The organism is Geomonas limicola, assembly GCF_014193675.1.
Classification (GTDB): domain Bacteria; phylum Desulfobacterota; class Desulfuromonadia; order Geobacterales; family Geobacteraceae; genus Geomonas; species Geomonas limicola.
In genome coordinates this window covers 71,905-85,069 of sequence record NZ_BLXZ01000002.1, presented here as the reverse complement: position 1 = coordinate 85,069, position 13,165 = coordinate 71,905, and the positions used below count along the sequence as shown (strand labels likewise).

At 62.2% G+C, this 13,165-nt stretch carries 16 protein-coding genes; 10 read left to right on the top strand and 6 right to left on the bottom strand.

Going from position 1 to position 13,165, the window contains the following annotated elements; all coding sequences use genetic code 11:
* The first annotated feature begins 92 nt into the window (after positions 1 to 92).
* Positions 93 to 770: a DUF1318 domain-containing protein gene (locus H7688_RS04185; protein WP_183359816.1), complete on the top strand. Its 678-nt coding sequence runs from the start codon at positions 93 to 95 to the stop codon at positions 768 to 770.
* Here H7688_RS04185 and H7688_RS04180 read toward each other — a convergent pair.
* The 5 genes from H7688_RS04180 to uppP all read right to left on the bottom strand — a co-directional run bounded on the left by H7688_RS04180 (position 692) and on the right by uppP (position 4,184).
* The gene (locus H7688_RS04180; RefSeq protein ID WP_183359815.1) at positions 692 to 1,435 is read right to left on the bottom strand and encodes a hypothetical protein; all 744 of its coding nucleotides are present in this window, start codon (positions 1,433 to 1,435) and stop codon (positions 692 to 694) included. The two genes, H7688_RS04185 and H7688_RS04180, sit on opposite strands and share 79 nt — an antisense overlap.
* A gap of 330 nt (positions 1,436 to 1,765) precedes the next feature.
* On the bottom strand, positions 1,766 to 2,059 hold the full coding sequence (locus H7688_RS04175; RefSeq protein ID WP_183359814.1) for an NIPSNAP family protein: 294 nt from the start codon (positions 2,057 to 2,059) through the stop codon (positions 1,766 to 1,768).
* A 77-nt stretch (positions 2,060 to 2,136) separates the two neighbouring features.
* Positions 2,137 to 2,604 (bottom strand): hypothetical protein, encoded by a 468-nt coding sequence (locus H7688_RS04170; protein WP_183359813.1) that lies wholly within the window; start codon positions 2,602 to 2,604, stop codon positions 2,137 to 2,139.
* A 15-nt stretch (positions 2,605 to 2,619) separates the two neighbouring features.
* On the bottom strand, positions 2,620 to 3,306 hold the full coding sequence (gene radC, locus H7688_RS04165; RefSeq protein ID WP_183359812.1) for a RadC family protein: 687 nt from the start codon (positions 3,304 to 3,306) through the stop codon (positions 2,620 to 2,622).
* A gap of 65 nt (positions 3,307 to 3,371) precedes the next feature.
* Positions 3,372 to 4,184, bottom strand: a complete 813-nt coding sequence (gene uppP / locus H7688_RS04160; protein ID WP_183359810.1) for an undecaprenyl-diphosphatase UppP — start codon at positions 4,182 to 4,184, stop codon at positions 3,372 to 3,374.
* 200 nt (positions 4,185 to 4,384) lie between these two features.
* Here uppP and H7688_RS04155 point away from each other — a divergent pair, with 200 nt between their 5' ends.
* Complete coding sequence (locus H7688_RS04155; protein WP_183359808.1) at positions 4,385 to 5,002, top strand: DUF47 domain-containing protein; 618 nt, start codon at positions 4,385 to 4,387, stop codon at positions 5,000 to 5,002.
* Positions 4,995 to 5,996, top strand: coding sequence for an inorganic phosphate transporter (locus H7688_RS04150; RefSeq protein WP_183359806.1), 1,002 nt, complete (start codon positions 4,995 to 4,997; stop codon positions 5,994 to 5,996). Before H7688_RS04155 ends, H7688_RS04150 begins: the two co-directional genes overlap by 8 nt.
* A 119-nt stretch (positions 5,997 to 6,115) precedes the next feature.
* Here the strand turns inward: H7688_RS04150 and H7688_RS04145 are convergent, their stop codons facing one another.
* Positions 6,116 to 6,601 (bottom strand): DUF2062 domain-containing protein, encoded by a 486-nt coding sequence (locus H7688_RS04145; protein WP_183359804.1) that lies wholly within the window; start codon positions 6,599 to 6,601, stop codon positions 6,116 to 6,118.
* Positions 6,602 to 6,752: 151 nt separating this feature from the next.
* Here H7688_RS04145 and proB point away from each other — a divergent pair, with 151 nt between their 5' ends.
* From proB to H7688_RS04110, 7 genes are all read left to right on the top strand, one after another.
* Positions 6,753 to 7,874 carry a glutamate 5-kinase gene (gene proB, locus H7688_RS04140; RefSeq protein WP_183359802.1) on the top strand — a complete coding sequence of 374 codons (1,122 nt, stop codon included), beginning with the start codon at positions 6,753 to 6,755 and terminating at the stop codon, positions 7,872 to 7,874.
* A gap of 116 nt (positions 7,875 to 7,990) precedes the next feature.
* Positions 7,991 to 9,247, top strand: a complete 1,257-nt coding sequence (locus H7688_RS04135) for a glutamate-5-semialdehyde dehydrogenase (protein ID WP_183359800.1) — start codon at positions 7,991 to 7,993, stop codon at positions 9,245 to 9,247.
* 37 nt (positions 9,248 to 9,284) lie between these two features.
* Positions 9,285 to 9,935, top strand: a complete 651-nt coding sequence (nadD, locus tag H7688_RS04130) for a nicotinate-nucleotide adenylyltransferase (RefSeq protein WP_183359798.1) — start codon at positions 9,285 to 9,287, stop codon at positions 9,933 to 9,935.
* A complete protein-coding gene (rsfS, locus tag H7688_RS04125) occupies positions 9,925 to 10,311 on the top strand; it encodes a ribosome silencing factor (RefSeq protein ID WP_183359796.1) in 387 nt (128 codons plus the stop codon). Before nadD ends, rsfS begins: the two co-directional genes overlap by 11 nt.
* The gene (locus H7688_RS04120) at positions 10,308 to 10,772 is read left to right on the top strand and encodes a 23S rRNA (pseudouridine(1915)-N(3))-methyltransferase RlmH (protein WP_183359794.1); all 465 of its coding nucleotides are present in this window, start codon (positions 10,308 to 10,310) and stop codon (positions 10,770 to 10,772) included. Before rsfS ends, H7688_RS04120 begins: the two co-directional genes overlap by 4 nt.
* Positions 10,773 to 10,830: 58 nt before the next feature.
* Positions 10,831 to 12,372, top strand: a complete 1,542-nt coding sequence (gpmI, locus tag H7688_RS04115; protein ID WP_183359793.1) for a 2,3-bisphosphoglycerate-independent phosphoglycerate mutase — start codon at positions 10,831 to 10,833, stop codon at positions 12,370 to 12,372.
* 106 nt (positions 12,373 to 12,478) lie between these two features.
* Positions 12,479 to 13,144 carry a flavodoxin family protein gene (locus H7688_RS04110; RefSeq protein WP_183359792.1) on the top strand — a complete coding sequence of 222 codons (666 nt, stop codon included), beginning with the start codon at positions 12,479 to 12,481 and terminating at the stop codon, positions 13,142 to 13,144.
* Positions 13,145 to 13,165: the final 21 nt, after the last annotated feature.

Genomic DNA, 13,165 nt, shown 5'->3' with positions numbered 1-13,165 from the left:
GCTATATTGTGAGCTGGCTCGGCGCCACTACCACGATTACGACGGCCTTCACGCAAGGCTGCTCATACCATACCCGTCACCTGGAGGTTCACATGAAGCGACGACTTTTGAAGTGCCTGCTGGCAGGTGCCTGCTCACTGTTGGCTGCCTGCGCGGTGATAACCGTGAACGTCTATTTCCCGGAGAAGGCCGCCAAGGAGGCGTACAAGTCCCTGGACGAGATGCTCCTGAAGAATTCCGGGGATAAGGGGACTCCGGCCGGCGAGCAGCCCCCGGCCGCTCCGGCGCCGGGGCCGCAGGCACAACCGGAGAAACCCCTGAGCCGGCTCTTCGACGAGATCCCTTCGTTCTCCCTGGTGTCGGAGGCGTTTGCCGCCGAAGCGGATGCCGATGCCCTGGCGGTGGAGCTCTCGAGCATGCCCGAGGTCCTCAAGGCCTACGACGAGATGAACCGCAGACTCCCCAGGTTGAACGCCCTGTTCGCCAGTGGGGCAGTCGGGCTCACCAACCAGGGGCTGGTGAGCGTGCGCGACAAGGCAAAGCTGGCGGCGCAGGACGAGGCCCTGGTTGCAGCCGAAAACCAGAGCAGGAAGACCGTGGTCACCAGCATGGCCAAGGCGATCGTCAAGCTGAGCAAGCAGAAAGAGAGCAAGGCCGCCCTGGACCAGGTGATGGGCAAGGCTGCCGCCACCTACGCCGACACCAAGCGCGAGGCGGCCCACCCCGGCTGGTGGATGCAACTGCAGAACGGACGCTGGGTCCAGAAGTAGCTTTCCCGAGAAAAAGCGAAGCAGGACGCTAAAAAGGCCACGGTGCGAACCGTGGCCTTTTTCTGTTGGTGGCGGCGTGTGCAAGAGTTGAACTGGTGTTGAAAGCTTGCCATCCCGCTCCACAGCCGCATCGAGGAGAACTCTCCCCAGAAGCTGTTCAGGATCTGCACTTTTCGGGCTTCCTCGGGCCTCTGGGTGACGGGCCGTAACGAGCTAATATCCGTCACTTTTTTATTTTTTGTAAAATTGGCACTGCATTTGTAAAAGAGTAGATCATCGAGCACGGGAGCTAGAGCCCGCGGGTCGATGACAAGACCACGAGGTCGCAGATGAGAAAGGGCACCTTGCTCTCGCTGGCAGCCTTCAGGGCGCAGCGAAACAACACCACGACAATGACAACGAATACCGCCGAGACGGCTCTCCCAGACCCGGGCAGGCTGTGGGAACTTCTCGACAAGAACATCAGCATAGCAGTCTGGACCAAAGCAAACGAAGTACAACAGCAGTAACCAGCAACACCCCACATTTTGCGCCGACCGGAAGTTCTCCTTCTTTTGGTCGGCGCCTTTTTTTTGCCTGAACTCCGGCAGGTAAAGCTTACGGGTACCGTAGTTAGCCCCGCCGCAACCGAGCCGCCCCTCCCTTACTGGTCCCGTTTCTACCATCCCAACAGGCACCTTCCTGTGCCGTCTAAGAAGGGGCTTCAGCCTTATTCTCTGCTACCAGCCAGACTCGATATCCTTTTGGCATCGTACTTGTACTGTTGAAGCCAGGGCTAGGACAGGAGCTTCTCGGGTACTTCCCGTAACCGATAGACCGAGAACACAACCTGTCCGGTTCCAGACGTAACAGCAGGATCCCCTTTGCGCTCTTACTGAATCCTCCATTCGGCAAGAGCGCCTTTTTTTGCCTGCAACTGCTGTCCCGTCTTCCGATACTGCCAGTTTCCCTTCAAAGATTTGACAGAGCGTCAAAAGCTTCTCTCAGTTTTTCCGTCACGCCGCCGGTTCCACGAAGTACTGTTCCATCTTCGCTATCAGGCGGGCAGGGTTGGGGTCCATCGCTTTTCTCTCGTCGGAGTCGAAATAGGCACGGTCGCGCTCTTCCCAGGAAGCTGCTTCCGGGTACTCCATCAGCCAGACAAACTGGTTGGTTTCCGGGACACTCCAGGCACCGGGGATGCTGAAGCCGACCTTCTCGCGGACCGGTCGGATCTTTTCCTGCCATTCGCGGGCGAACTGCTGCAGGTTACCGGGGGTGATGGTGTAAATGCGGAGCTGGACGGGCATGGCTTTTTTCCTCCTCGGGCATTATATGAGATCCGGAAGCCGGATCAGTAGTGGCGACTGCAACCAAGGGTGCTGCGTCAGGCGACCAGCAGGCGCGCCAGCGAGGCCAGGACCTCGGCTCCCCCCAGGTCCGGAGTCAGCTGCAGTTCGAGCACGGTCACTCCGGAGAGGTTCACCTGGTACTCCTCGCGCTCGAGGGCGGTCCCCGGCGGGTGGAAGTTGTACTGCTGGCGCACGATCTCGCGGTAGCTCTGCCCCTGGTCCGGCGACCAGCGCAAGAGGAACTCCTGGGTGCGGCTCAGCTTTTCCTCTTTGAACTCCAGGTAGACCTGGCGCACGAACTGCGGGGTGTCGAAGACGATCCGGATGGTCTGCGGCCCGAGCTGCGAGGCGAGCCAGCCGCCGCCTGTGCCGGGGGGGAGGGCGGATTCGATGGGATGGAGCGGGTCCTCTGAGCTGAGCTCGACCTTGGCGAGATTTTCCAGGTCCAGCCAGCGTGACGCTTTTTCCGCCTGCCCGTTGGGGATGATCAGTTCCTTGCGCATGGTGCCTCCTGTGGGCTACATGATGCCGCGTTCGGTGAAGCTGTAGAAACTGCCGTCACCTATGATGATGTGGTCGAGGACCTTGATCCCCATGAGCTCGCCCGCCTCGCAGAGGCGCCGGGTCACCTCCAGGTCCTCGGGGCTCGGAGTGGGATCGCCGGTCGGGTGGTTGTGCAACAGGATGAGCGCGGCGGCAGACTCGCGCACCGCCACGTTGAAGACCTCGCGCGGATGCACCAGGCTCTGGTTCAGCGACCCCTCGGAGATCTGGGCGCGCCTGATGATCCGGTTCTTGCCGTCCAAAAGGAGCGCCATGAAGTACTCCTTGCGACGGTCCCGGAATTCGTAGTCGAGGTGTTCGAAGACTTGTAAGGGGGAGGTGTAGCTGGTGAGGCTCTCGAGGGGGCGGGCCTTGCAGCGGTTGGAGAGCTCGAGGGCAGCCTTGATGCTGGTGGCCTTGGCGAGCCCGATCCCCTTGACCCGCTGCAGCTCGCTGCAGGAGGCGTCGGCCAGGCGGCGCAGCGCCCCGAACTCGGTCAACAGGGCGCGTCCCAGGTCGAGCGCGCTGCGGTTGCTGGCGGCGTCGCCGCTCCCCAGGATGAGCGCGAGGAGCTCCGCCTCGCTCAGGGCGCCGGGCCCCAGGCGGAGCAGCTTCTCGCGGGGACGCTCGTTTTCCGGCCAATCCTTGATCCCGCTTCCCATGGGTCACCTCCCCTGGCGGACGCCAAACGAAGGGAATGATACCTCAGGAAGCGGAGTTGACCAGCCTAGACGCCGAGAAAGACGAAGGCCAGGGCGGCACAGCCGGCGACCAGGCGGTACCAGACGAAGGGGTAGAGGGAGTCGCGCTGCACCAGCTTGAGCAGGAAGGCGACGCTGATGAAGCCGAAGACCGCCGAGGTGGAGATCCCGATGGCCAGCGGCAGCCGCTCGTCGGCGGGAATCCCCGCCTTCACCAAGTGCCCCACCTTGAGGATGGCGGCTCCGGCCACTATGGGAAGCGAGATGAGGAAGGAGAAGCGCGCCGCGGCGTCGCGGTGGAAGCCCAGGAGAAGCGCGGCGGTGATGGTGATCCCCGAGCGCGAGACGCCCGGCATGAGCGCGAGGCACTGGGCGATGCCGATCACCAGCGCGAACTTAAGCGTCATGCGGTCCATGCGCCAGCGCTTGGCGCCGGTGGTGTCGGCAAAGGCCAGCAAGAGGCCGAAGGCGATCAGGAAGATGGCGATGGTGGTGGGGCTTTTGCGGAAGAACTCCTCGATCGGCCCTTCCAGGGTCTTTCCCACCAGCGCGGCCGGGATGGTGGCGGCGATGATGTAGAAGGGGAGCCGGCGGGCGGGGGTGGTGAGCCCGCCGCGGAAGGCGGCGAAGAAGTTGCCGACAAGTTCCAGGCAGTCGCGCCAGAAGTAGAGGACCAGCGCCAGGAAGGTCCCCACGTGCAGTGCGACGTCGAAGGTAAGCCCCGATTCGGGCCACTTCAAAAAGTCCGGTATCAGGATCAGGTGGGCCGAGCTGCTGATGGGGAGCACTTCGGTGAGCCCCTGGACGGTTCCCAAGACTGCGGCGTGCACTGGATTCATGCTGACTTAACTCCTGTTTCGTCTCAAAATATCGCAACCATAAGCGAATTTCGGACATAAATCAAGGGTGGAAGGGGTATGTATTCAGCAGATAAGGACTTATTAGTGATTTCATGCTGTGATCTTTGTTCCAGTTGTGGTATATCTTGCCAGTTTTGTAACCTTGGCCCGGCAGAGGCCGCCCACGTGGAGGAGTATACATGTTTGGACTGATTCCGAAAGATGAACAGTATTTCGTGATGTTCCGTGAAATGTCGCACAACATCGTCGTAGGTGCTGAGCTTCTCAAGGACATGCTGGACAACTTTACCGACCCCGCCGAGAGCCGGCGCAAGATCAAGGACATCGAGCACAAGGGTGACACCATAACCCACGATATCATCAAGAAGCTGAACAAGAGCTTCATCACCCCGTTCGACCGCGAGGATATCTACGGCCTGTCTTCCGCGCTGGACGACATCCTCGACCTGATCGACGCCTGTGCCGCGCGCATCGTGATGTACAACGTCGAGAAACCGACCCCGGAATCCAAGGAACTCGGCTTCCTGATCCTGAAAGGGTGCCAGACCATCGACAAGACCGTGGCGCTTTTGGGCGGCAAGCTCGAGCCGATCAGCGCCTACTGCATCGAGGTGAACGCCCTGGAGAACGAGGCGGACCGGGTGAGCCGCGAGGCGATCAGCCGCCTGTTCGACGAGGAGAAGGACCCGATCCAGCTCATCAAGTGGAAAGAGATCTACGAGACGCTGGAGACCGCGACCGACAAATGCGAGGACGCGGCAAACATCCTGGAAAGCGTGGTGGTAAAAAATGCCTGATGCGATGCTCGTGATGCTGGTCGCCGTGATCGTCGCGGCGCTTGCCTTCGATTACATCAACGGATTCCACGACACGGCCAACGCCATCGCTACCTGCGTCTCGACCCGTGCCCTGACCGTGCGGAGCGCCATCTTCATGGCGGCCGGCCTCAACTTCCTGGGGGCCATGATCTCCACCAAGGTTGCCGCCACCATCGGCAAGGGGATCGTCGACGCCAACAACATCACCCAGATGGTGGTGCTGGCCGGGGTCCTCGGCGCCATCGTCTGGAACCTGATCACCTGGTACTACGGCCTCCCCTCCTCTTCCTCGCACGCCATCATCGGCGGCCTGGCAGGTTCGGTGGTGGCCCACGCCGGGATGAGCGCCCTGCACTGGGCGGGGCTTAAGAAGATCGTTACCGTGCTGCTGGTTTCCCCGGTGGTCGGCGCCTTCTTCGGCTTTCTGTTCATGGTCATCATGATGTGGACCTTCCGCAACAAGGCCCCCTACACCCTCAACAAGGTGTTCCGCAAGCTGCAGATCCTTTCCGCTGCGGTCATGGCCTTCTCGCACGGCACCGCCGACGCGCAGAAATCCATGGGGGTCATCACCATGGCGCTGGTAAGCTACGGGACCCTCGACACCTTCGAGGTGCCGACCTGGGTGAAGGTTGCCTGCGCCGTCGCCATGGCGCTCGGTACCGCGGCCGGCGGCTGGAGGATCATCAAGACCGTCGGGCACGATTTCGTGAAGTTGCAGCCGGTGCACGGTTTCTGCGTCGAGACCGCTTCGGCGGGTGTCATCCTGGGTGCCTCGGCGATGGGGCTCCCCACCTCGACCACCCACGTGATCACCTCCTCCATCCTGGGGGTGGGGCTTTCCAAGCGCATGTCCGCGGTGAACTGGATGGTAGCCTACCGCATCGTGGGCGCCTGGATCATCACCATCCCAGCCTCCGCCGGCGTCGGCTTCTTGAGCTACACGGTCTTGTCACCGTTTCTGGGGCGCTAGGGCGTCAGGGGAACTGAAGGCAAAAAAGAGCGCCGGTAGCCAAGAAGCTGCCGGCGCTTTTCGTTTTGGGTAAGGTCGATCGAGTTCCCTCTCCCAGAGGTCGAGAGGGAGAATTTCGTCTACTCGAGTTCCTCGCCGACCTCTTCCATCTCCTTGGCGAGTTCCTTTTGGGCGGCGTCGCGGGAGCGGAAGCGCAGTACCAGGTAGTAGCAGACGAAGTAGGCGATGATGGCGGCAAAGAAGCCGAGTACCGAGGTCCCCAGGATGAGCGACTTGGCGTACTTCTCCAGGTTGTGCCACTCGAGACCGCCGGTAAGCGGCAGTTCGTTCACCGGGCGCCCGCGCAAAAAGCGCCCGAGCTTGTAGCTGATGCCCAATATGGGAACGATGGTGAGCGGGGTATTGATCCAGGCGCCGGTGACGCAGGTGAGCTTGTTGAGGCGGAAGATGAAGGCGGCCGCGATGGCCATCGGGGTGTGCAGACCGAAAAACGGGGTGAAGCTGATGAAAACACCGACGGCGAATCCGGCGGAAATGTGCCCGGGATGACTGTCCAGGGATAGGATCTTATAGAGTGTTTTTTTCCAGCGTTTCTGGTTCAGCAATAGGTCACCTCGATGTGAGGGCTCAGTCTAAAGGCCGACCGGTGGTTTGTCAATTCATTTAACCCGGCTTACAAGCTAGGGTTTGCCAGATGTTTACAAACGTGCTAGTATCGGCTCCTTTAAAAAACTATCATGATCGGTGCACTGTGTGATGCGTAAAGAACTGCTCAAAAAGGTAAAGCGGATTGTCGTGAAGATAGGCTCCGGCGTACTGACTGGAGCGGGGACCGGGATCGATCCGGCGTTCCTCGCCGGGCTCGCCTCGGAGGTCGCCGGGCTCAAAGAGCGCGGCATGGAGGTGGTTGTCGTCTCCTCCGGCGCGGTGGCTGCCGGACGCCCGGTGCTGGGCCTGCCGGACCGGCCGCGCACCCTGCCGCAGAAGCAGGCGGCCGCCGCGGTCGGTCAGTCGCGCCTGATGCGCTCCTACGAGGAGGCTTTCTCGGGTTTTGGTCTCAACGTGGCGCAGATCCTTTTGACCCGCGACGACCTGGCCAACCGGCGCCGCTTCCAGAATGCCCGTGGCACCCTCGATACCCTCTTAACCTGTGGCATCATCCCGGTCATCAACGAAAACGACACCGTCGTGGTGGACGAGCTGAAATTCGGTGACAACGACAACCTCTCCGCCCTGGTGACGAACCTGGTGGAGGCGCAGCTCTTACTCATCATGACCGACATCGACGGGCTCTACACGGCGGACCCGCGCTCGAACCCGGACGCCCAGCTCATCCACCAGGTGCGCAGCATCACCCGGGACATGGAGCGCGGCGCCGGCGGCAGCGGCACCAGTGTGGGGACCGGCGGCATGGCCACCAAGCTCGCCGCCGCCAAGAAGGCGATGAAGTCGGGGGTGGCCGCGGTGGTCTTTGCCGGCAAGGTGCCGGGGAACCTGACCCGGGTCATGGACGGCGAGCTGGTGGGGACCCTGTTCCTCCCCGCCGGCGAGAGCCTGAACCGCCGCAAGCACTGGATCGCCTACACCCTGCGGCCGGCCGGGAGCATCGTGGTGGACGCCGGCGCCCGCGAGGTGCTCGCGAAGCACGGGAAAAGCCTGCTTCCCTCCGGCATCGCCAAGGTCGAGGGGCGCTTCGCCCGCGGCGCCTGCGTCAGGATCGTGGATCCCGAGGGGGTCGAGTTCGCGCGCGGCCTGGTGGATTATTCCAGCGTCGAGATCGAACAGATCAGCCGGCACAAGAGCTCGGAGATCGAGCAGATCCTCGGTTTCCGCTACGGCGACGACGTGATTCACCGGGACAATCTGGTATTGTTATAGCTTCAGCCATTCTGGTACTGTTAAAGGCACTACCTGTGCTACTCATAGGCTTTCGCATCGTACTCAGAGGCGAAAGCTTTACGTCTTAAAGCGGTTCCCCGCGGAAGGAGTTTCCCATGACCGTAGCAGAACAGATCAAAAGCATTGCCAGTGCGGCACGCCAGGCTTCTTTTGCCATGGCAAAGCTCTCTTCGGGCGCCAAAAACGAACTTCTCCTGGACATGGCACAGGCGCTCGTCGAGAACGCTCCCAAGATCGTCGAGGAGAACCGCAAGGACCTGGAGGCCGGCGAGAAGAACGGCCTCTCCTCGGCGATGCTGGACCGGCTCATGCTGAACGAGGCGCGCGTCAAGGGGATGGCCGACGCGATCCGCGAGGTGGCGGCGCTCCCCGACCCGGTGGGCGAGGTGACCGGCATGTGGAAGCGCCCCAACGACCTCATGGTCGGCAAGATGCGCATCCCGCTGGGGGTGATCGGCATCATCTACGAGTCGCGCCCCAACGTGACCTCCGACGCGGCGGTCCTCTGCCTGAAAAGCGGCAACGCGGTGGTGTTGCGCGGCGGCTCCGAGGCGATCCACTCGAACCTGGCCATCGCCACCATCCTGCAGAAGGTGCTCGCCAACCGGAACATCCCGGCCGCGGCGCTCTCGCTCATCCCGTTCACCGAGCGCGAAGGGGTGACCGAGATGCTCAAGCAGGAGGAGTACATCGACGTCATCATCCCGCGCGGCGGCGAGGGGCTGATCCGCTTCGTGGTTCAGAACTCGAAGATCCCGGTGATCAAGCACTACAAGGGGGTCTGCCACATCTTCGTGGACGCCTCGGCCGACTTCGAGATGGCCAAGCGGATCATCGTGAACGCCAAGGTGCAGCGCCCCGGGGTCTGCAACGCCCTGGAGACGCTCCTTATCCACCGCGACGTCGCCGAGCGCTTCGTCCCCATGATCGCCGAGGCGCTCAGCGCCGAAAAGGTGGAACTGCGCGGCGACGAGACCTTCCGGAAATACGCGCCTCAGGCCGGCGTCGCCACCGAGGAGGACTGGTACGCCGAGTACCTGGAGCTCATCCTGGCGGCCCGCGTGGTGGACGACATGGACGCCGCCATCGAGCACATCAACAGGTACTGCTCGCTGCACACCGAGTCGATCATCACCTCGGACTACGGCAACGCGCAACGCTTCATCCGCGAGGTGAACTCGGGGGTGGTCATGGTGAACGCCTCGACCCGCTTCTCGGACGGGAACCAGCTGGGGCTTGGGGCGGAGATCGGCATCTCGACCACCAAGCTGCACTCGTTCGGCCCGATGGGGCTCACCGACCTCACCACCACCAAGTTCATCGTCTACGGCGAAGGGCAGGTGCGCGCCTGATGTTCAAGAGCTCCCGGCGCAGGGAGGTCGCAGCGCCATGAAGATAGGGATCCTCGGGGGGACCTTCAACCCGATCCACCTGGCGCACCTGCGTATCGCCGAGGAGGTGCGGGACCGCTTCGCCCTGGACCAGGTGCTCTTCATCCCGGCCTCGACGCCGCCGCACAAGCCCACCATCGGCCAGCTCTCCTTCACGGACCGCTACGAGATGGTGCGCCTGGCCATTCAGGATAACAGTGGTTTCGCGGTCTCGGACATGGAGGGGGTGCGTGGCGGGCGCTCCTACTCGATCGACACCTTGCGGCAGCTGAAGCAGGAACACCCCGACGACGAGCTCTACTTCATCGTGGGGGGAGACTCGTTTGCGGACATCGGAACCTGGCGCGAGTACGCGGGCATTTTTACCCTGGCAAACGTTGTCTGCATGCAGCGTCCCGGCTCTACTATCAAGAGTTTGGCTCAGGCCCTCCCTGTTGCTATAGCAGGGGAATTCTGCTATAACCATCAGGCTAAAAAGCTCAGTCACAGCTCGGGAAATGCAGTCTACGCGCTGGACGGAGTACTCCTGGACATATCGTCCAGTCACATACGGCAACTGGCCAGGACCGGCCGCTCGATCAGGTATTTGGTCCCGGAAGCCGTGGCAGATTACATCAAAGGACAAAGGTTATACACGGATGGAAGATAACGTAGTAATACCGGCGGAGGAGCGTGCCATCAAGTGCGCCGCTTTCGCCCTCGACAAGAAGGCCCTCAACGTGAAGGTGCTCGATATCAGCAGGATCTCCAGCATCGCCGACTACCTGGTTCTGGCCAGCGGCCGTTCCGACAAGCAGGTACAGGCAATCGCGGATTCCGTGAAGATGGGGCTCAAACCCTTCGACCGGACCATCGACACCGAAGGGCTGCAGGAAGGGCGCTGGGTGGTCATGGATTACGGTGACATCATCGTGCACATCTTCCAGGAAGAGGTGCGCGCCCACTACAACCTGGACGAACTGTGGGAGCGCGCTCCGCAGCTGGAGATCCCCGAGGAGTTCCTCTGGGAGCATAAGGAGAGATGAGACTCAAGCTCCTCTGGGTCGGCAAGACCCAGGAGGCGTGGGTCAAGACGGGAATCGAGGAGTATGCAGGCCGCATCAAGCGTTACTGCCCTCTGGAGATCCTGGAGGCCCGCGAGGAAAAAGGGGCCCAGGCAGCAGTCATGCGGGAGCGCGAGTGTGAGCGTCTCGTGAAACTGCTCCCCAAGGGAGCGAAGCTGATAGTCCTGGACGAGCGGGGCGATCAGCTGACTTCTCCGGAGTTGGCCGGTTTTCTCACCAAGCAGCGCGACCAGGGGACCCAGGACCTGGTATTCGCCATCGGCGGGGCCTTCGGCTTCACCGACAGCTTCCGCAGCCAGGCCTTCAAAGCCATTTCGCTCTCCAAAATGACGCTGACCCACCAGATGGTCCGGGTGTTTCTCCTGGAACAGATCTACCGGGGGTTCACCATCATGAACGGCGAGCCGTACCACCACGAGTAAACGATTAAGGTGAAGTTTTTCTTCACCTTTTTTCGTTCAAAAATTCAAGGAGAGTGACATGCCAAAGAAGCCTCTGCTCTTGATGATCCTGGACGGCTGGGGGATCGCCCCCGAAACCGAGACGAACGCGGTAGCCAAGGCGAAGACCCCCAACATGAACCGGCTGATGGCGAACTACCCTTCGGGCGAGATCGACGGCTCGGGGATGTCGGTGGGGCTTCCCGACGGGCAGATGGGGAACTCGGAGGTGGGTCACACCAACATCGGGGCCGGCCGCGTGGTGTACCAGGACCTTACCCGGATCACCAAGGCGATTCATGACGGTGTGTTCTTCGAGAACCCGGTTCTGGTCGACTGCATGAAAAAGGCGAAGGCAGGGAGCGGGCGGCTGCACCTGGCGGGGCTGCTCTCCGACGGCGGCGTGCACTCCCACGAGACCCACCTCTACGCCCTGATCGAGATGGCCAAGCGCCAGGGGATCAAGGAAGTGCTGGTGCACTGCCTGATGGATGGGCGCGACACCCCGCCGCAAAGTGGCGGCGAGTACATCGACCGGCTCGAGGAGAAGATCGCCGAGATCGGCCTCGGGCGCATCGCCACCGTGATCGGGCGCTACTACGCGATGGACCGCGACAACCGCTGGGAGCGCGTAGAGCAGGCCTACCGGGCCATCGTCATGGGCGAGGGGAAACCATACCCGTCCGCCGCGACCGCCATGCGTGAGAGCTACCGTGCAGGGGTCTCCGACGAGTTCGTGGTGCCGAGCGTGATCGTCCCGGAAGGGGCGCACACCGGTAAGGCGCAGGACGGCGACGGCTTCATCTTCTTCAATTTCCGCTCGGACCGGGCCCGCGAGATCACCCGCAGCCTCACCGAAAGGTCCTTTGGCGGCTTCGAGCGTGCGGCGCTCCCGAAGTTCTCCAGCTACGTCTGCATGACCAGCTACGACGAGACCTTCGACCTGCCGGTCGCCTTCGGTCCGGAGGAGCTCACCAACATCTTCCCGGAGGTGATCGCCAAGGCGGGGCTCACCCAGCTGCGCATCGCCGAGACCGAGAAGTACGCCCACGTCACCTTCTTCTTCAACGGCGGCCGTGAGGCACCCTTTGCCGGTGAGGACCGCGCCCTGATCCCCTCACCGAAAGAGGTTGCGACCTACGATCAGAAGCCCGAGATGAGCGCCTACCTGGTGACCGAGGAGCTTTTGAAGCGGCTCGACGAGGACAAGTACGACGTCATCATTTTGAACTTCGCCAACGCCGACATGGTCGGGCACACCGGTGTCATGGCGGCCGCAGTGCGTGCCGTCGAGGCGGTGGACCAGTGCGTCGGGAAGCTGGTGGACCGGGTGCTTGAGCTTGGTGGTGCGACCATCATCACCGCCGACCATGGCAATGCCGAGATGATGGTGGACGACACGACCGGCGGCCCGCACACCGCGCACACCTGCGACATGGCACCCCTGGTGCTGGTGGACGAGAGCCGCAAGAGCGTGAAGCTGAGAAAAGGGGTGCTGGCAGACCTGGCGCCCACCATGCTGGAGATGCTGGGGATCCCCCAGCCGCCGGAGATGACCGGCAAGAGCCTCATCGTGAAGTAACAGCTGACAACATTACCGTGGCGGCGCGGGTCCGATCGAACCGATGGGTCAGATACCTCGGGTCGAACGGGCGATGAAAACGCGCCGCCCTTGACAGGAGAACCCCATGAAAATCATAGCCATCAACGGCAGTCCGCGCGGCATGCGCGGCACTACCGGCCGCCTGCTCGACGAGGTGCTGGCCGGCGTCGCCGGGACCGGCGCCGAGGTCGAGGTGGTCTGCCTGGACCGCACCGAGGTCGGCCCCTGCGTCGCCTGTGACGTCTGCCACAAGGTGGGCGACTGCCCCATCAAGGACGACTTCAGCGAGGTGCGCACCAAGCTGATGAACGCCGACGGCTTCATCCTCGCCACCCCCAACTACATCTTCAGCGTCTCGGCCCAGATGAAGGCGTTCATCGACCGCCTGAACGGCCTGATCCACTGCACTGCCCTGGAAGGGAAGTACGCGGTCCTGGTGGAAACCTCCGGTGGCGGAGGGGACGAGGAGGTTATCGAGTACCTGGAGCGCGTCGTCTCGGCGCTGGGCGCCCTCACCGTAGGCTCGGTTGCCTCTCCCGGGGCCGGCCCGCGCCAGTTCCCCAACCAGGAGGAACTCTTCGCCAAGGCCCGCATCCTGGGGGCCGAGCTTTGCACCAGCATCGCCGAGAAGCGCGAGTTTCCCGGCCAGATGGCGGCGCACAACGACTTCAAGGAGCGGATGAAGCAACTGGTCGGATTCATGGGCGATTATTGGACCTACGAGCGTGAATTCTGGGCTAACCGCGGCTGAACCACCACCTACTCCCGGAGA